Origin of the sequence: Xylanibacter rarus (assembly GCF_001275135.1) — a bacterium.
Classification (GTDB): Bacteria; Bacteroidota; Bacteroidia; order Bacteroidales; family Bacteroidaceae; genus Prevotella; species Prevotella rara.
This window is the reverse complement of sequence record NZ_LFQU01000047.1, coordinates 1-17,640: the sequence shown is the minus strand read 5'-3', so window position 1 is coordinate 17,640 and position 17,640 is coordinate 1. Positions and strand designations below refer to the sequence as shown.

Sequence of the window (17,640 nt, the reverse complement as noted above, 5' to 3'; positions counted from 1 at the left end):
AACTTGAAACGGCATAAAATACTGAATGACAGCGATTTAACTATAATGCCTGATTTTTGCCGTTTTTCACGCCAAATCACAGACTTGCGATGAACATCGCTATTCTGAGAGCGTCAAACGGGCAGGAAATGTCAGAAATATTTACAAATAAAGAAACGTTATTAAGTGAAAAATGAAAAAGGAAGAGTGAAAAATCCAAATGCCCAAAATAGATAATACCTACAAGGCATTTGGCTTTAACTCCTTTAACTTCGGCATAGCCAATTGTGAAACGAAGTTCAGCGTAGCTAATTATGAATTGTGAATTATAAAAGTGCTTGCGAAAAATCCAACGAAAATCAACTCAATATAAAGCAAAATCCATAGCTAATCCTAATAACAGATTTGGGTTAAAAGGAGTCAGACCGGTAAAAGTTTAATGCCTTCTATGGCACGATATACGCTGTTATTTGTATTGAATGAATGTCCGTGCCATAAAAAATAGGTATGATGAAGTATGGCGGATGACGACAAAATACCTATTTATTATGATTGCAAGTTTCAGATAATTTTTGTTATTTTGCAGACAACATAACGGAGGCACGACTGCTTCGGGTCATAAAGACAGATAAACATTTAGCGGACGATGAAAAATAACAAGATGTATGAAGCCGACGACAAGATGATATCTCTGATTGCCGACAACTATAACATACTGCAGAGCCTTGGCAGGTTTGGCATAAATCTCGGCTTCGGCGACAAGACGGTGCGTGAGGTTTGTGAAGATCAGAATGTAGACACATATACGTTTCTTGCTGTGGTGAACTTCTCGATAAACGGCTATCGCGACTTTGACGACGGCGGACGCTTCTCGATACCCACGCTGATACACTATCTCAAGGCGTCGCACGAATATTATCTCAATTTTCAGCTTCCGTCTATAAGAAAGGAACTTGAGGCTGCGCTCGACGAAAACGACAACCTGGCGCGGCTGATAATGAAGCTTTATGACGAATATGCCCACGAGATAAGGCATCACATGGAGTATGAGGAGAAGACAGTCTTTCCCTATGTAGACGACCTGCTTAACAACAAGGTGAACAATGAGTATGACATAGAAACCTTCTCGAAGCACCACGGGCAGATAGACCTGAAGCTGAGAGAGCTGAAGAACATTATAATAAAGTATCTGCCGAGCGACATACAGCACAACAACAGGCTGACGGCCACGCTATATGACCTGTATAACAACGAAGAGTGGCTGCAAAACCATTCGATGGTGGAAGACTGCATATTCATACCGGCCATACGCAACCTTGAACGCAAGTTTAAGCAGAACGACGTGAGCGTGAAGATTTCGAAAATGATAAGCCGTAATCCTAATAACAGCGAGACGCTGAGCGACCGCGAGAAAGACGTTATAGTGAGCTTGGTGCAGGGAATGACCAATAAAGAGATTGCCGACCATCTTTGTATTTCTATCAACACCGTGATAACTCACAGGCGCAACATCGCGCGTAAGCTGCAGATACACAGCCCCGCAGGCCTGACGATATATGCCATTGTGAACAATCTGGTGGACATATCTTCTGTGAAACTCTGAAAGAAGATTTAAAACGGTCATGAATTTTTGTGTTAAAATCGGTACGCTGTATCGATTTTTTGTTTTATATTTGCACTCGAAAAAGAATTAAAAAGAAAACTTTTTGAAGAAAATTATTTGCGAAGTTGACAAAAATGGAAAACTTTTGCGAAAACGTTTTTGAAAAAGTTTTCCAAAATCAAGAATATGGAAATAAAGAATTTTACAATCACGAAGCGCGACGGAAGCACAGACCGTTTCAGTCTTGACAAGATAATGAATGCCATAATCAAGGCGTTCAACTCAGTGAATGAACCTGCCGACTTGGGCTGTATCTCAAAGATAATCAGCCACTTGGATATGCATGAGGGCATAAAGGTGGAGGACATACAGAACCAGGTTGAAGAGGCCCTGATGAAGGAGGGATACTACAAGGTGGCAAAGAGCTTCATGCTGTACAGACAGAGGCACACCGAAGACCGCGAGACAATGGAGAAGTTGAAATTTTTGACAGACTACTGCGACGCGGCAAATGCTGCAACCGGCTCAAAATATGACGCCAACGCCAACGTTGAACATAAAAACATAGCAACGCTCATAGGCGAGCTGCCAAAGTCGAACTTCATACGCCTTAACCGCCGTCTGCTTACCGACCGTATAAAGAAGATGTACGGAAAGGAGCTTGCCGACAAGTATATCGACCTGCTTAATCACCACTTTATATATAAGAACGACGAGACGAGCCTGGCCAACTATTGTGCCTCGATAACGATGTATCCGTGGCTTATAGGCGGCACTACGTCGATAGGCGGAAACTCTACGGCGCCCACAAACCTCAAGTCGTTCTGCGGCGGCTTTGTCAATATGGTGTTCATGGTGTCGAGCATGTTGAGCGGAGCATGCGCCACGCCCGAGTTTCTGATGTATCTCAACTATTTTATCGGTCTTGAGTACGGAAAAGACTACTGGAAGGAGGCCGATAAAGTGGTAGACCTGTCGATGAAGAAGCGCACCATAGACAAGATGGTTACCGACTGCTTTGAGCAGATTGTCTACTCTATAAACCAGCCTACGGGCGCACGCAACTATCAGGCTGTGTTCTGGAACATAGCATATTATGACAAACCATACTTTGAGAGCCTGTTCGGCGACTTCTACTTCCCAGACGGCAGCAAGCCCGATTGGGACGGACTAAGCTGGCTGCAGAAGCGCTTTATGAAATGGTTTAACAAGGAGCGCACAAAGACCGTGCTGACATTCCCTGTTGAGACGATGGCGCTGCTGGCCAAGGACGGCGACGTGATAGACAAGGAGTGGGGCGACTTTACGGCAGAGATGTATTCAGAAGGCCACTCGTTCTTTACATACATGAGCGACAATGCCGACTCGCTGAGTTCATGCTGCCGACTGAGAAACGAGATACAGGACAACGGCTTCAGCTATACGCTTGGTGCGGGCGGCGTGTCTACTGGCTCGAAGAGCGTGCTGACAATAAACCTCAACCGCTGCATACAGTATGCCGTGAACAACAAGATGGACTATAAGGAGTTTCTGTCTGACGTGATCGACCTAACGCACAAGGTGCAGCTGGCATACAACGAAAACCTCAAGGAACTGCAGCGCCACGGCATGCTGCCGCTGTTCGACGCCGGATATATCAACATCGGCAGACAGTATCTCACAATAGGTATCAACGGACTTGTGGAGGCTGCCGAGTTTATGGGCCTGCAGATAACCGACAATCCTGATTATCTGGCATTTGTACAGACTGTGCTCGGACTTGTGGAGAAATACAACAAGCAATACCGTTCGAAAGATGTACTGTTCAACTGCGAGATGATTCCGGCAGAGAACGTTGGAGTTAAGCACGCCAAATGGGACAGGGAAGACGGCTACTTCGTGCCGCGCGACTGCTACAACAGCTATTTCTATGTTGTTGAGGATGATTCGCTGAACATCATAGACAAGTTTAAGATGCACGGAGCACCATACATACAGCACCTTACGGGCGGCTCGGCGCTGCATATGAACCTGGACGAGCATCTGTCGAAGGCACAATACCGCCAGCTGCTCAAGGTGGCAGCCAAGGAAGGATGCAACTATTTCACGTTCAACATTCCCAATACAATATGCAACGACTGCGGCCACATAGACAAGCGCTATCTGAAGGAATGTCCTCACTGCCACAGCAAGAACATTGATTACATGACGCGAATAATAGGATACCTGAAGCGTGTTAGCAATTTCTCTGCAGCACGTCAGGAGGAGGCAGCTCGCAGATATTATGCCGGTAAGGACAAGATGGCCGTATCAGAGTAGTCGGGTCGGTAGCTGAAATGCCGGCAGGCGTATAACGCGTCATGCCGGGGATGACAAAGAGAACTAAAAACTTAAAGTAAAGACATATACATGCTTAAATACGTTAACACGGGTGTGGTGTTTCAGGAGATACCCGACGAGGTTACACTTGCGGTGAACATATCCAACTGTCCGTGCCGATGTCCCGGCTGCCACAGCCGCTACCTTTGGGGCGATGTGGGCGAACCGCTTACGCCCCTGGTGCTCGATGGCTTTATACGGGAGTATGGCGACGACATAACGTGCATCTGCTTTATGGGCGGCGACTCGGAGCCTGAGTATGTAGATATGCTTGCCCGCTATGTGCATAAGGCATATCCTAAAATGAAGGTAGGCTGGTATAGCGGCCGCACAAGGATATCGTCGGCTGTGAACAAGGCTGACTTCGACTATATAAAGGTTGGCCCATATATAGAGCATCTTGGATGTCTGAAGAGCCGCACGACAAATCAGCGGCTTTACAAGCGTGCTTCGGGAGACGGCTTTACTGATATAACATACAGATTCTGGAGTGGAAAAGACTGAAAGTTTTTTCTTATTTGATATCTATGATGTCCGGTGCGTAAGTGCACCGGACGCTTTGTTTTCACCGGTAGCCACATTGCTTGCGGGGTGTAGTCGGTTGTTAGCTTGCTTGGCAGACATATATAATAAGGTGAATTTTTGCATAAGGATACCACAGAGGCATTGTAAAAATAGTGTAAATTTTTGCGCGTCTTGATTTTTAAGGCTATTTTTGTATTCGCAAAAGAATGAAAGCGTCAATGAACAATCGTTTGGCTATATATATATTGTCGGTTGTGGCAATAGCTTTAGGTGTTGTTTCGTGTGGAAGAACCGGTATCTCTAAGTCTGTTGTTATGGCAGACAGCCTGTCGCAGTCGGATCCGGCGGCAGCTATGGCATTTATAGACAGCATTACAGCGCGCAATGAAAATATGTCAACGGACAGCAGAATGCGCTTAGGACTATTGAGGACAAAAGCTCAGAACAGTGCCGGAGTGATGTTTACGTCAGACAGCGTGATGCGCAATATCGTTGAATATTATGAAAGTGAAGGAGACGCAGACGACCGTATGCTGGCCTATTATCTTATGGGCAGTGTGTACCGCGACTTAGGCGATTCCGCCTTTGGCCTTGCAATATTTTAATAAAGCTGCAGAGCAGGCCGATACAACTAGCGCCGACTGCGACTATCGCCTGCTATGCCGTATACACGGACAGGCGGCCAATCTGTTCCTTAAGCAGGAAATCCCATATTATGCCCTTAAAGAATTTGCCATTGCAGAGCGTTATGCCATGACTGCCGGTGACACTTTGTCGGCATTGGTCTTTCATGAACAGCGTGCCAATGCCTACTATCTGCTAAATATGCCTGACTCGGTTAAGGCAGTCAGAGAACGCGTGGCAGCATTATATTCACAGTATGGATATTCTGCACATGCTGCGTTGGCTGTCGGTGCTTTGGTTCATCAGATGCTGCGCTGCGAAAACTATTCAGCTGCAAAAGAATATATGGACATATACGACAGATACGTCTTTGCCGGCGGTAAGGATAAAATGGCAGAAGAGGGGCGCGATGTGTATTATTCATATAAGGGAGGATATTATCTGGGAATAAATAAAACTGATTCAGCCGAGTATTTTTTTCGCAAAGGTCTGAGCTGCTCGTCAAGTTTCAGCAATACGGAGAGTGCATGCCGCGGGCTGGCTGCCCTTTATAAACAGCTTAATCAGGCGGACTCTTTGGTGAAGTATACAGAGATGGCCCGCGTGGCAAATGATTCGGCCTATGCCAGCATGACCACTGAAAAGTTGTTGCATATGAAAGCGCTATATGACTATGGTCAGCAGCAGCGTATTGCATCCGATGAGAGAGAGAGGGCAGACAATGCATTGTTGGCGATTGTGCTTATTGTTGCTTCGTTTGTAGTGATTCTGTTAGTGTTCTTTGTTTTCTATTATAGAAAATTGCTCTTTAAGGAAAAAGAGAATGAACGGATGCAGAAAGAATGGCACGAGATGGAGCTAGAGAACAGGAAGCATAGGGAGAATATACGAATGCTCAAGCAGACGAAAGAAGATCTGAATGTACTGCTGCGACAATACGAGGGAGAGATAGAGCAGCTGGTAAAGGAAAAAACCGCTGCCGTGGAAGATCTGCAGAGAAAGATATCTGAATATGATAAAAACAGTCAGGAGCGGTATAGAAAGAAAAAGAATGTCGAACTGTATAACTCGTCAATTGTCATTAGATTTCATTATTTCGCCGAGAAAGTTATGGCATCTCCTGCTTTTGATGATTGGAAAGAATTGTACAAGTTCGTATCAAAAGAGCTTCCCGAACTTGCTGAGTATAAAGACACATTGAAGAATGGCGAATATGAGATTTGCGTTTTGGTAAGACTGGGATTCGCACCTTCAGAAATAGGAATACTGACCGGAAGAAAATTATCTGACATTGCAAATATCCGTAAGAGATTGTTGCTAAAGCTCTCAAACAGAGAGGGTTCCGCGAAAGACTTTGATGTTTATATGAAGGAAGAGTTCTGATGTAGGGCAGAAAAGTAGGAATTTTAATTATATAAATGGGAATATAAGGTTTAGGTGAATTTTGTGAAGTTTTGTGAAGTTTTATTTCAGCGATAATTTGCTGAATTAGTGCTTGTTGCCTATTTTTGCAGAAAAATCAAAATAGCGTGATGAAGGTAATTAAAGCATGTTTGGTATTTAGCATATTGTTTTTGTTATTTACCGTTAAGGCTAGTGCCGCAGGTTTAGATGAGATTCATTATATAGGTAATCAGCTACATCTGATATCAACAAAAGTTGATGAGAGTAGTGTGGGCAATCAGGTGCCGCGGGCCCCTATGGCACCGTTGACTATAAGTATTGACGGCAATACGCTTTATCTGTATGAACAGTTTACAGAAATGTCGCTTGAACTTTCTGATGAAAGCGGTGTTGTCTTCACTGACTATATTGCCGGAGGTGCATACAATACAAGCCTTCCTTCAGACCTTAAGGGCACTTATGAGCTTTTGATGAATGATGGTGAGTATATTTATACATGTACTCTTGTTCTAGAATAAATTATACTTTATAAAATATATGTCCGTGTAATACCTATGTTTACATTTAAAACTAAGAGTCTAAATCTCTCTCGAATTAAGGCTTGTTGATTATTGCACGGACGGGTTAAATTGAGATTTTCTCTCAATCGGCACAAAACTTTTATATATATATGAAAGCGCAGCAGTTTTGTATTAATTAATACAGGCTGCTGCTGTTTTTCTTTTGGTATTTTGACAGATGGTTATTGCTAACTAACGATAAAATGCAGTCTTTACATCTTTAAGATGATATCAAAAAAATGTGATTATGTTATGCTGCCGCATAAATCTTTCATGTAAAGCGACTCTTTGCGTGTATAAACTAAGATAAAAGGTCGTTATGGAATATACGATTTTCTTGGCTGAATGCTGAATCGTTAATCCTGTGGGCAATTTGTTATTTTGGATAAAATCGTTTTTTGTTACAGACTTTGTGTATAATCCTCTTGATATTGTTAGGGTAGTGGGGCTGGGCATCGTAGTTTGACGTCAGATGTCCCTAATATTTACGTAACCGTTCATTACAGCATAGATGGTAAGTGCCGACACACTTTTCACTTGGAGCTTTTCCATGATATTGTGACGGTGTGTTACAACTGTAGACAGACCGATGTTAAGTTTGTCGGCAATTTCTTTATTTATAAGCCCTTTGACAATAAGGGACATCACTTCAATTTCTCTGTCAGAAAGAATTTTGGCGTGCCTCATGGCATTGGTCTTTGGCAGATGGCGTCCTTCAGAATGGGCCATCTGTTCGAGCCATAAAAGAGATTTGATTAGCTCGTTTTCTTTCTTGTCTGTATATAGACAATGAAAGGCTGTAAGCTGTTGGTTAATATCTGCTGACGAACTTGTCAGCATGATTGTTTTCTTTATATTACTTAAGTAAAAGTCTTTATCTTCAAGAATGATGTTAGCTGAGGCAAAATAATGATAGAATTTATCCGGTTGTGCGTTCAGCAAATCCTGGGTTGAATTGAATATTTCGACAGACATCATGGGAATAATATTCTGTAGTATGCTTTTCAGCCCAATGGCTGCAAGCGTATTGCTGTCGATTATGGATATCTGAGGAAATTTGCTGTACATATATGATGTGTGTTATGTTATCTGTTGAAAACAAATGTAGGGACAAAAACATCAGTTTGTCCCTACATTTTAATTTATACCTTTGATTGAATTTTAATTTTACTGAATCCTTATGACAGGAATCCGAGAAGAGCACCGGCAGCAACGGCTGAACCGATAACTCCTGCTACGTTCGGACCCATAGCGTGCATCAGAAGGAAGTTGTGGCGGTCGTATTCGAGTCCCAGGTTGTTTGATATACGCGCACTCATAGGTACGGCGCTGACGCCGGCATTACCGATAAGCGGGTTTATCTTCTTGCTCTTGGGCAAGAACAGGTTCATCAGTTTCACGAAGAGTACTCCTGATGTAGATGCCACGATGAAAGAGAATGCACCCAGAACGAAGATGAATATTGTGTTCATTGTGAGGAACTCGCTTGCCTGAGTTGAGCATCCTACTGTAAGGCCGAGCAATATTACGACGATATCGTTCAGTGAACTGCCTGCAGTTTTTGCCAGACGTGTTGTCTTGCCTGATTCTTTCAGAAGGTTACCGAAGAACAGCATACCGAGCAGTGGCAGACCTGACGGAACGATGAATGTAGTAAGCAACAGACCGATAATAGGGAACATTATACGCTCTGTCTGGCTTACGTGGCGTGCCGGCTTCATGTGGATTACACGCTCCTTCTTTGTTGTGAGCAGACGCATCAAAGGAGGCTGGATAACCGGTACCAGTGCCATGTATGAGTAAGCACATACTGCAATGGCTCCCATGAGGTTCGGACTCAGTTTGGATGACAGGAAGATAGCCGTAGGACCGTCGGCACCACCGATGATGGCGATACCAGCAGCCTGATTAGGCTCAAATCCGAATGCAAGTGCAAGCATATAAGCTCCGAAGATACCAAACTGAGCTGCAGCTCCGATAAGGATAAGCTTAGGGTTGCTGATCAGTGCAGAGAAGTCTGTCATTGCACCAATGCCAAGGAATACCAAAGGAGGATACCATCCTTGACGTACACCCTGATAGAATATGTTAAGTACAGAATTGTCTTCGTAAAGTCCTATTTCAAGTCCGGCTTCAGCCTTGAACGGAATGTTTCCGAGGATGATGCCAAGGCCGATTGGAACAAGCAGCAATGGTTCGAAGTCTTTTTTAATGGCCAGCCATATGAAGAATATGCCGGCAGCAATCATGATGATGTTACCCACTTCGGCATTTGCGAATCCCGTATAGGTAATGAAATCATAAAAATTGCTTTGAATAAAATCTATAAATCCCATGGTAGTTAAATTATCCGATTGTTATTAAAGCATCACCTTCCATTACGGTGTCACCCTTGTTTACTAAAACAGATGTAACAGTACCGCTGCATTCAGCTTCGATATTGTTTTGCATCTTCATAGCTTCGAGTATTATTACAGTGTCACCGTCTTTCACAGTATCGCCAACTTTAACTTTGATGTCTGTGATCGTTCCTGGCAGCGGAGCAGTAACCTTCATTCCTGCACCAGCTGGAGCTTCAGCCTTGGGCTTGTCGGCTACCGGAGCAACAACAGGCTGAGCAGCAGGAGCTACCGGAGCAGCAACCTTAGGCTTATGAGGCTTTGTTGCCGGATTAATAGGACGTTTCATCTCCACTTCGAATGAAATGCCGTTTACATTAACTTTGGCAATGTTGCCTTCTACATCCACGATCTCAACGTCATAGTCAACGCCTTGTACTTTATATTGATATTTGTTCATTTCTTTATTTTGTTAAAGGTGTTAGTAAATATTATTGTTGTTTTCCCTATTAAGGTATTATTGGTTCTTCTGGATGAATGTTCCAATATGTATGGTGAGGTTTGATCGTTATCACGTTGCTTTCTATATCGTGTACGTCATCTTCGTATTGTTTCAGTGCCATGGCGATGACGGCGATATAAATTTCTTTGTCGATACCTCCAGTCTGCAAACCGTCTTTAAGGATAATTTTAGTCTTATGTCCGGTTTCGGCAATCTTTTCACCTGTTTTCACAGCGGCCTTGATAGGCTGAATCTTGCCGGCTTTTTTAATGGCTTGCTTATGTGCCATAAACAGACCTAATATTCTGAAGAACACATACAGCAGTGCGAGACAAGAGAACACAATGCCCATTGACAGAACAGTTATACCAAATCCGTGTGGGTCTTCTCTTTTCAGTTTGGCAATCTTTGTCTCATTTGCGTGGATGTAATTTTCAATTCCGGGTGTTACGCAGTCTGACGTTTTAACAGCCCATTGATCGGCGCCGTCTTTAATTCGTGCATAAGACTGGTTGGCTGCCAATGGCGGAACTGTTACTGAGTCGATAATGTCGACGGCATTTCCGTCATAGAGCGCAATCCAAGTAGGCTTGTCCTTGCTGATCTGGGCTGACAAATGTAGTGTACCGTGAGAGGGATTGCTGTTGAAGAAGAACAGCAAATGTTCGCGCGCAGACATTGATGTGCGGTTGTCTCCGTTAGGAATACAACTCATCATCTTGATGCGTTGCGGAACAGAAAGTCCTTTGTTAAGAACTCTGCGGTCTGTTGTGATGTACATACCGCGTACGTCATAAGTGGAAAAAGAAGTATTGGCCAATTCAATCCAGGCCCTTCTGTTTCCGAATTCGTCTTGAAGGTTAGCTGTGTTGTTTGTCAGCACTTCATTTATCTTAATGTTTTTGGCTCCTTGGCCATACATCGTCAGAATGCCGGCAAACATGGTACAAAGCAGTAAACCAAACTTTTTCATATTAGAGTATTAAAATTAAGTAATTATATTCCGCAGAAGAACAGCACAATGATTTGTGCAGTGAATATTCTAAGGAACATGCTCAGCGGATAAACTGTAGAATATCCTATTGATGGCGCTTCCTTCGAACATATAGAGTTAGCATAAGCAAGTGCAGGTGGGTCGGTGTATGTTCCTGCAATCATACCCATTATTGTGAAATAATTAAATTTATATTTCTTTCTTGCAATGATGCCTATAATAAGAATAGGTATAATGGTTATCAAGAAACCTGTGTATACATATTTAACTCCGTCTCCTTGTATCACAGTCTCAAGGAATCCGTCACCGGCCTTGATTCCGACACTTGCCAAGAATAGCATCAATCCTATTTCTCGCAGCATCATATTGGCACTTGTCGTAGTGTACGTTACAAGATGCACTTTGTAGCCGTAGCGTCCGATTAGGATGGCTATGATAAGCGGTCCTCCGGCTATACCTAATTTTATAGGTACAGGAATACCAGGAATGGCCACAGGTATGCTTCCGAAAAGAATACCGATGAATACTCCGACAAATATTGTTGCGATGTTAGGAGCATCGAGACGCTTGATAGAGTTTCCCATAACGGCAGCCACTCTATTTACAGCGTCTTCTGGTCCTACAACCATTATGCGGTCGCCGACCTGTAATGACAGGCTAGGGATGGCAAACAAGTCCATACCCTGACGTGTGACACGAGTGACATTTACTCCATAGGCACTTGAGAAATGCATCTGTCCGAGAGTCTTTCCGTTTATTGAAGAGCGGGTAACAAGGATTCTCTTGCTGACCATAGGCTCATCCTGCTTTTTCCAGTCGACATTTATTGTCGGACCGATAAATGCAATGATAGCTTCTGCGTCATTTTCAGCGCAAACAACAAACAGCTTGTCGCCAATATGGAAGATGGTGCTACCGTTAGGTATGCTTACGTGTCCGTCATGCAATATGCGTGAACATACGAAGTCGCGGTTAAGGAAGTTGTGGACTTGAGCCAATGTCTTTCCTTCAAGGTATAGATTGGTTACCTCAAGATCCATAAAATGAGGCTTTACGTCATCGTTGTCCTCTTCTTCTTTGGCCAGTTCTTCCTCCTCTTTTTCCAACTTTATACCGAATATGTATTTTATGGCAATTGTTGCTCCGATAATGCCCAGTACACCTAATGGATATGCACAGGCATAACCAGAGGCGATCTGTGGCACTTCGCCTTTGTCGAAGATAGAGTAGAGCGTCTCATTGGCAGCTCCAAGACCCGGGGTGTTTGTTACTGCACCATAAAGAGTACCCACCATCATCGGTAAGTTCTTAGGGTCTGATGTGTCAAAGAAGATGTAATAACATGCAAACATCACAATAACGTTCAGAACAACCATTACGGTTGACAGGAGGTTAAGGGTTATTCCGCCTTTTCTGAAGCTCTCCAGAAAACCAGGACCGACCTGAAGTCCGATCATGAACACAAAGAGTATCAGTCCGAACTCTTGGAGAAATGATAGAATGTTTGTTGGTGCGGTAAAGCCAATATGTCCTGCGGCAATACCTGCAAAAAGTACAAATGTCACTCCGATGGAAATACCTCCGATTTTTATTTTCCCAAGGTATACTCCCACGGCAATCACAATCGCATAGAGCAGCACTATGTGTGCCACTGAATCTGTAGTAGTAAATAAATTAATCAGCCAATCCATAACATGTTTTTACGATTTTGCAAAAGTAGATAAAATATTACTCATTTAATAATTTTTGTGCAATTATTTTATGCCTAATTTTCCCGTTTTTGTATTTTTCACGGTTATAAATTAATTTCTGTTCTTTTTTTGTCGTTTGTTTGAAAAAAATACTATCTTTGCAAAATAGAATTACGTGATTTCCAAGTGTGATGATTTCATTTTGTCATTTTGGTCGTTGTGTGTTCTATATTTGACGGTTAGAATGCGTGTGAGCCTTAGCCGCATTTATAATGCCCTGTCTCACGCATCGTGTCCTTTGCCGTGTTAACGAAGCTGATATATAAAAACATAAAACAACTTATATAATATTACACTTATGTCAAACTGCAAAGAAAAGCTCTTTACTGAGTTTGTTGCGCCTTCCAAGCAAGAATGGCTTGATAAGATTCAGGTCGATCTGAAAGGTGCCGATTTTGATAAACGCCTTGTATGGCGTACGAACGAGGGTTTCAACGTGCAGCCTTTTTATTTAAGAGAGGATGTTGAAAAGTTGAAGACACCAGAATCTTTACCAGGAGAATTTCCTTTTGTTCGCGGTAACAAAAAGAATGACAACGAATGGTATGTGCGCCAGAATATTAAGGTAGATGACGCCAAGACTGCTAATGAGAAAGCCTTAAGCTTGCTCAACAAGGGTATTGACTCTCTGGGATTCAAGATTTCCGGAGATAATGTAAATAAGGATTTTGTAGAGACTCTGCTGGATGGTATCGTATGTGATGCCGTTGAACTGAACTTCTGCACATGCAAACGTCATACATTGGCTTTGGCTCAGATCCTTACAGAGTATTTTGAGCAGAAAGGCTATGATAAGGCTAAGATTGTAGGCTCTCTTGACTGGGATCCTATGGAGAAGGTTGTTATGAAGGGAAAGGACGTTACTCCTATCCTGGACATAGCTCCTGAACTTGTAAAGGCTTTGGCCGCTTATCCTAATTTCCGTTGCATTGCAGTTAATGCTGTTTCTTTGAATAATGCCGGTTCTTATATCGTTCAGGAATTAGGATATGCTTTGGCATGGGGAAATGATTATCTTAACAAGCTCGTTGAGGCAGGTGTTGATGTTGACCTCGCTGCAAGTAAGATAAAATTCAACATGGGCATTTCTGAAAACTTCTTTATGGAGATTGCCAAGTTCCGCGCTGCACGTATGCTGTGGGCTGAAATCGTTAAGCAGTATGAGCCGAAGAGCGATGAGTCATGCAAGATGTGCGTTAATGCCGTTACTTCAAAATACAATATGACATTGTTCGACAGCTATGTTAACCTGCTCCGTTCTCAGACAGAGACAATGAGTGCTGCATTGGCTGGCGTTCATTCTATTGTCGTAACTCCGTTCGACGCTGTATATGAAACTCCTAATGAGTTCTCAGAGCGTATAGCACGTAACCAGCAGCTGTTGCTTAAAGAAGAAAGCCACTTTGACAAGGTTGTTGACCCGGGTGCAGGAAGCTACTTTATCGAGGAACTTACAACATCTCTTGCTAACGAAGGATGGAAGATCTTCTTGAACGTAGAAGATAACGGCGGCTTCCTTGAAGCTGCAAAGAAGGGCATGATTCAGGACGATATAAATGCTACCAACGCCAAGCGCCATGAGGCTGCTGCAAAGCGTAAGGAATTTATCCTTGGTACAAACCAGTTCCCGAACTTTACAGAAAAGTCTGAAGGCAAGCGAGCTCTGACATGTTGTTGCTCTTGTGGAGATGAACATGAGGCTGCATTTAAGTCTATCAACTCTTCACGTCTGGCTGCTGATTATGAAGACCTTCGTATAAAGGTTGAAAACAGCGAGAAAGTGCCTGTTGCATTTATGCTTACTATCGGTAATCTTGCCATGCGTCAGGCTCGTGCTCAGTTTAGTTGTAACTTCTTGGCATGTGCCGGTTATAAGGTTGTTGACAACCTTGGATTCAGCACTGTCGAAGAAGGTGTTGATGCCGCATTGAAAGCCGGTGCAGACATTGTTGTTCTGTGCTCAAGCGATGACGAGTATGCAGAATATGCAATTCCTGCATACAAGTATCTTGACGGCAGAGCCATGTTTGTTGTTGCCGGTGCTCCTGCTTGCATGGAAGACCTTAAGGCTGCCGGCATAGAGAACTTCATACACGTACGTTGCAACGTTCTTGAAACATTGAAAGAGTATAACGCTAAATTGGGTATAAAATGAGAAAGAATTTTAAAGACATCGATATATTTTCAGGAATAAATCCTGTTGATGGAAACGAATGGCAGAAAGCCAACGGGATAACTCCTAATTGGAAAACTCCTGAACACATAGAGGTTAAGCCCGTATATACAAAAGAAGATCTTGAGGGCATGGAGCACCTCGACTATACAGCCGGACTTCCTCCTTTCCTGCGTGGTCCGTACAGCATGATGTATCCTTTCCGCCCGTGGACTATCCGTCAGTATGCCGGTTTCTCAACTGCAGAGGAGAGTAACGCATTCTATCGCCGCAACCTGGCCAGTGGACAGAAAGGTTTGTCTGTTGCGTTCGACCTTCCTACCCACCGTGGTTACGACCCAGACAACGCACGTGTAGTAGGTGACGTAGGTAAGGCAGGTGTGTCTATCTGTTCTGTTGAAAATATGAAGGTTTTGTTCAACGGAATTCCTTTGAACAAGATGTCTGTTTCAATGACAATGAACGGTGCCGTTCTTCCTGTTATGGCATTCTATATCGTTGCCGGACTGGAGCAGGGCGCTAAGCTTGAAGAAATGGCCGGAACAATTCAGAACGATATTCTGAAGGAGTTCATGGTGCGCAACACATATATCTATCCGCCTGCATTCTCAATGAGAATCATCAGCGATATCTTTGGTTATACGTCAAAGCTGATGCCTAAGTTCAACTCAATATCTATTTCTGGTTATCACATGCAGGAAGCCGGTGCTACAGCTGATATCGAGTTGGCTTACACAATTGCCGACGGTCTTGAGTATGTTCGTGCCGGTGTTAATGCAGGTATCGATATCGATGCTTTTGCTCCGCGTCTGTCTTTCTTCTGGGGTATCTCAATGAACCACTTCATGGAAGTTGCCAAGATGCGTGCCGCACGTATGCTTTGGGCTAAGGTTATCAAGCAGTTCAACCCGAAGAATCCTAAGTCTCTTATGTTGCGTACCCACTCTCAGACATCAGGTTGGTCGCTCACAGAGCAGGATCCGTTCAACAACGTAGGCCGTACATGTATCGAGGCTATGACAGCTGCTTTGGGTCATACACAGAGCTTGCACACCAACGCTCTTGATGAGGCTATTGCACTGCCTACTGACTTCTCTGCACGTATCGCACGTAATACTCAGATCTATATCCAGAACGAGACAAAGATCTGCAAGCATATCGATCCGTGGGCTGGTTCATATTATGTTGAGAGCCTTACAAATGAGCTTGCTCATAAGGCATGGGAGCATATTCAGGAAATCGAGAAACTCGGCGGTATGGCTAAGGCTATTGAAACCGGTGTGCCTAAGATGCGTATTGAAGAGGCTGCAGCCCGCACTCAGGCCCGTATCGACAGCGGCGCACAGACTATTGTCGGCACAAACAAGTATCGTCTTGAGCACGAGGATCCTATTGATATTCTTGAGGTTGACAACTCTGCTGTTCGTCAGGAGCAGGAAGAAGGACTTGCTCAGTTGCGCGCAAACCGTGACAACGAGAAAGTTAAGCAGACACTCGCTGCTCTTACAGAATGTGTCCGCACTGGCGAGGGCAACCTTCTTGAAAAGGCTGTTGAGTGTGCCAAGGCAAGAGCAACTCTCGGTGAGATAAGTGATGCCTGCGAGGAAATCGTTGGCCGTTATAAAGCAGTTATTAGAACAATTTCAGGCGTGTATTCATCAGAAAGTAAGAACGACTCAGACTTTGCTAAGGCATGTGAGTTGACAGAAGAGTTTGCAAAGAAGGAAGGTCGCCGTCCACGTATCTTTATAGCTAAGATGGGACAGGATGGTCACGACCGTGGTGCTAAAGTTGTTGCAACAGGATATGCTGACTGTGGTTTCGACGTCGACATGGGTCCGTTGTTCCAGACCCCGGCCGAGGCTGCTCGTGAGGCTGTAGAGAACGACGTCCATATCGTAGGTGCAAGTTCTCTTGCTGCAGGACACAAGACTCTCATTCCGCAGCTTATTGAGGAGCTGAAGAAACTTGGACGTGAGGATATCATGGTAATTGCCGGAGGTGTTATTCCTGCACAGGATTACGACTTCCTCTATAAGGCAGGCGTTGCTGCAATCTTTGGTCCTGGTACTTCTGTTGCCAAAGCTGCATGTGAGATGATGAACATCTTGCTCGATAAAGAATAAGTTTATTGATTGCAGTATTATATAAACGTGGAGCCGTAGATTTTTTACGGCTCCATTTTTATTTATCCCCAATCGGGCATTATGATTCAGCCCGTATTTCTGTTTTATATTGAGCGCATTTTTGCTTCTTTGCAACCATATTAGATTGTGACTAAGAAAAACGGATGGAAAAACGGCAATAGAAAACAAAAAGACGACTGAAAGTATGGATGCCCAAAACATATGAAACTATATGCGGCCTAATTACAATTTGTGTTTATCGTTGTATGAATATGATGTTTTCGTAATTGTGAAACGTGGCATATCGAATTGCAGAATGTATGCTTTTACATGATAAAATACGGTTTTTTACATCACAAAAGCACACCTTTTGTGGATGCCATAGATATCTATGGCATGTAAAACTAAAAAAGTTTTTAAGAAACTCGTCACTCGTCACATTTACGCTTAACATATTGTATGTCAAAGTATTACAGCGTGATGAGTTGGGCTTTGAACTCATCACGCAAATACCATGCAAGCCATGTGTGATGAGTTGAAATCTTAAACTCGTCACACTGCAAATGTTTGGATCACAGGCAGTTATGCTATGATGTGACGAGTGATGAGTTTCTTAAAACTTTTTACAGTTATTGCATTTGTCTTTTTCTAAATTTGGTTGACTTCAAAGAGTCCTTTCCCTGATTAAAGTTGACTTCTGTT

13 protein-coding genes are annotated in these 17,640 nt (G+C 43.4%); 8 read left to right on the top strand and 5 right to left on the bottom strand.

The window, feature by feature from the left end; genetic code table 11:
- Positions 1 to 625: 625 nt before the first annotated feature.
- From ACU52_RS13960 to ACU52_RS13935, 6 genes are all read left to right on the top strand, one after another.
- Complete coding sequence (locus ACU52_RS13960; RefSeq protein WP_053399235.1) at positions 626 to 1,582, top strand: LuxR C-terminal-related transcriptional regulator; 957 nt, start codon at positions 626 to 628, stop codon at positions 1,580 to 1,582.
- A gap of 186 nt (positions 1,583 to 1,768) precedes the next feature.
- Entirely contained in the window at positions 1,769 to 3,880 is a 2,112-nt protein-coding gene (gene nrdD, locus ACU52_RS13955; protein ID WP_021853601.1) for an anaerobic ribonucleoside-triphosphate reductase, read from the top strand.
- A gap of 90 nt (positions 3,881 to 3,970) precedes the next feature.
- Positions 3,971 to 4,444: an anaerobic ribonucleoside-triphosphate reductase activating protein gene (gene nrdG / locus ACU52_RS13950; protein WP_021853602.1), complete on the top strand. Its 474-nt coding sequence runs from the start codon at positions 3,971 to 3,973 to the stop codon at positions 4,442 to 4,444.
- A gap of 239 nt (positions 4,445 to 4,683) precedes the next feature.
- Positions 4,684 to 5,070: a hypothetical protein gene (locus tag ACU52_RS13945; RefSeq protein WP_053399234.1), complete on the top strand. Its 387-nt coding sequence runs from the start codon at positions 4,684 to 4,686 to the stop codon at positions 5,068 to 5,070.
- Positions 5,057 to 6,472 (top strand): hypothetical protein, encoded by a 1,416-nt coding sequence (locus tag ACU52_RS13940; RefSeq protein ID WP_147630893.1) that lies wholly within the window; start codon positions 5,057 to 5,059, stop codon positions 6,470 to 6,472. The genes ACU52_RS13945 and ACU52_RS13940 overlap by 14 nt, the downstream gene beginning before the upstream one ends.
- Positions 6,473 to 6,621: 149 nt before the next feature.
- Positions 6,622 to 7,011 (top strand): hypothetical protein, encoded by a 390-nt coding sequence (locus tag ACU52_RS13935; RefSeq protein WP_053399232.1) that lies wholly within the window; start codon positions 6,622 to 6,624, stop codon positions 7,009 to 7,011.
- A 510-nt stretch (positions 7,012 to 7,521) separates the two neighbouring features.
- On the opposite strand, the gene ACU52_RS13930 is transcribed toward ACU52_RS13935, so the two are convergent.
- The 5 genes from ACU52_RS13930 to ACU52_RS13910 all read right to left on the bottom strand — a co-directional run bounded on the left by ACU52_RS13930 (position 7,522) and on the right by ACU52_RS13910 (position 12,579).
- Positions 7,522 to 8,121 carry a response regulator transcription factor gene (locus ACU52_RS13930; RefSeq protein ID WP_021853605.1) on the bottom strand — a complete coding sequence of 200 codons (600 nt, stop codon included), beginning with the start codon at positions 8,119 to 8,121 and terminating at the stop codon, positions 7,522 to 7,524.
- Positions 8,122 to 8,231: 110 nt separating this feature from the next.
- Positions 8,232 to 9,389, bottom strand: a complete 1,158-nt coding sequence (locus ACU52_RS13925) for a sodium ion-translocating decarboxylase subunit beta (RefSeq protein WP_021853606.1) — start codon at positions 9,387 to 9,389, stop codon at positions 8,232 to 8,234.
- A gap of 10 nt (positions 9,390 to 9,399) precedes the next feature.
- The gene (locus tag ACU52_RS13920) at positions 9,400 to 9,852 is read right to left on the bottom strand and encodes a biotin/lipoyl-containing protein (RefSeq protein WP_053399231.1); all 453 of its coding nucleotides are present in this window, start codon (positions 9,850 to 9,852) and stop codon (positions 9,400 to 9,402) included.
- A gap of 49 nt (positions 9,853 to 9,901) precedes the next feature.
- The gene (locus ACU52_RS13915; RefSeq protein ID WP_053399230.1) at positions 9,902 to 10,867 is read right to left on the bottom strand and encodes an OadG family protein; all 966 of its coding nucleotides are present in this window, start codon (positions 10,865 to 10,867) and stop codon (positions 9,902 to 9,904) included.
- Positions 10,868 to 10,890: 23 nt separating this feature from the next.
- Entirely contained in the window at positions 10,891 to 12,579 is a 1,689-nt protein-coding gene (locus ACU52_RS13910; protein ID WP_021853609.1) for a putative transporter, read from the bottom strand.
- A 358-nt stretch (positions 12,580 to 12,937) separates the two neighbouring features.
- Between ACU52_RS13910 and mutA the strand changes: the two genes are divergently transcribed.
- The gene (mutA, locus tag ACU52_RS13905) at positions 12,938 to 14,794 is read left to right on the top strand and encodes a methylmalonyl-CoA mutase small subunit (protein ID WP_021853610.1); all 1,857 of its coding nucleotides are present in this window, start codon (positions 12,938 to 12,940) and stop codon (positions 14,792 to 14,794) included.
- Positions 14,791 to 16,938 (top strand): methylmalonyl-CoA mutase, encoded by a 2,148-nt coding sequence (gene scpA / locus ACU52_RS13900; protein WP_021853611.1) that lies wholly within the window; start codon positions 14,791 to 14,793, stop codon positions 16,936 to 16,938. Before mutA ends, scpA begins: the two co-directional genes overlap by 4 nt.
- Positions 16,939 to 17,640: the final 702 nt, after the last annotated feature.

What these genes read in the sequence shown, in the direction of transcription:
- ACU52_RS13960 (WP_053399235.1), top strand. Translation starts at nt 626, where the DNA reads ATGAAAAATAACAAGATGTATGAAGCCGACGACAAGATGATATCTCTG.
- nrdD (WP_021853601.1), top strand. Translation starts at nt 1,769, where the DNA reads ATGGAAATAAAGAATTTTACAATCACGAAGCGCGACGGAAGCACAGAC.
- nrdG (WP_021853602.1), top strand. Translation starts at nt 3,971, where the DNA reads ATGCTTAAATACGTTAACACGGGTGTGGTGTTTCAGGAGATACCCGAC.
- ACU52_RS13945 (WP_053399234.1), top strand. Translation starts at nt 4,684, where the DNA reads ATGAACAATCGTTTGGCTATATATATATTGTCGGTTGTGGCAATAGCT.
- ACU52_RS13935 (WP_053399232.1), top strand. Translation starts at nt 6,622, where the DNA reads ATGAAGGTAATTAAAGCATGTTTGGTATTTAGCATATTGTTTTTGTTA.
- ACU52_RS13930 (WP_021853605.1), bottom strand. Translation starts at nt 8,121, where the DNA reads ATGTACAGCAAATTTCCTCAGATATCCATAATCGACAGCAATACGCTT.
- ACU52_RS13925 (WP_021853606.1), bottom strand. Translation starts at nt 9,389, where the DNA reads ATGGGATTTATAGATTTTATTCAAAGCAATTTTTATGATTTCATTACC.
- ACU52_RS13920 (WP_053399231.1), bottom strand. Translation starts at nt 9,852, where the DNA reads ATGAACAAATATCAATATAAAGTACAAGGCGTTGACTATGACGTTGAG.
- ACU52_RS13915 (WP_053399230.1), bottom strand. Translation starts at nt 10,867, where the DNA reads ATGAAAAAGTTTGGTTTACTGCTTTGTACCATGTTTGCCGGCATTCTG.
- ACU52_RS13910 (WP_021853609.1), bottom strand. Translation starts at nt 12,579, where the DNA reads ATGGATTGGCTGATTAATTTATTTACTACTACAGATTCAGTGGCACAC.
- mutA (WP_021853610.1), top strand. Translation starts at nt 12,938, where the DNA reads ATGTCAAACTGCAAAGAAAAGCTCTTTACTGAGTTTGTTGCGCCTTCC.
- scpA (WP_021853611.1), top strand. Translation starts at nt 14,791, where the DNA reads ATGAGAAAGAATTTTAAAGACATCGATATATTTTCAGGAATAAATCCT.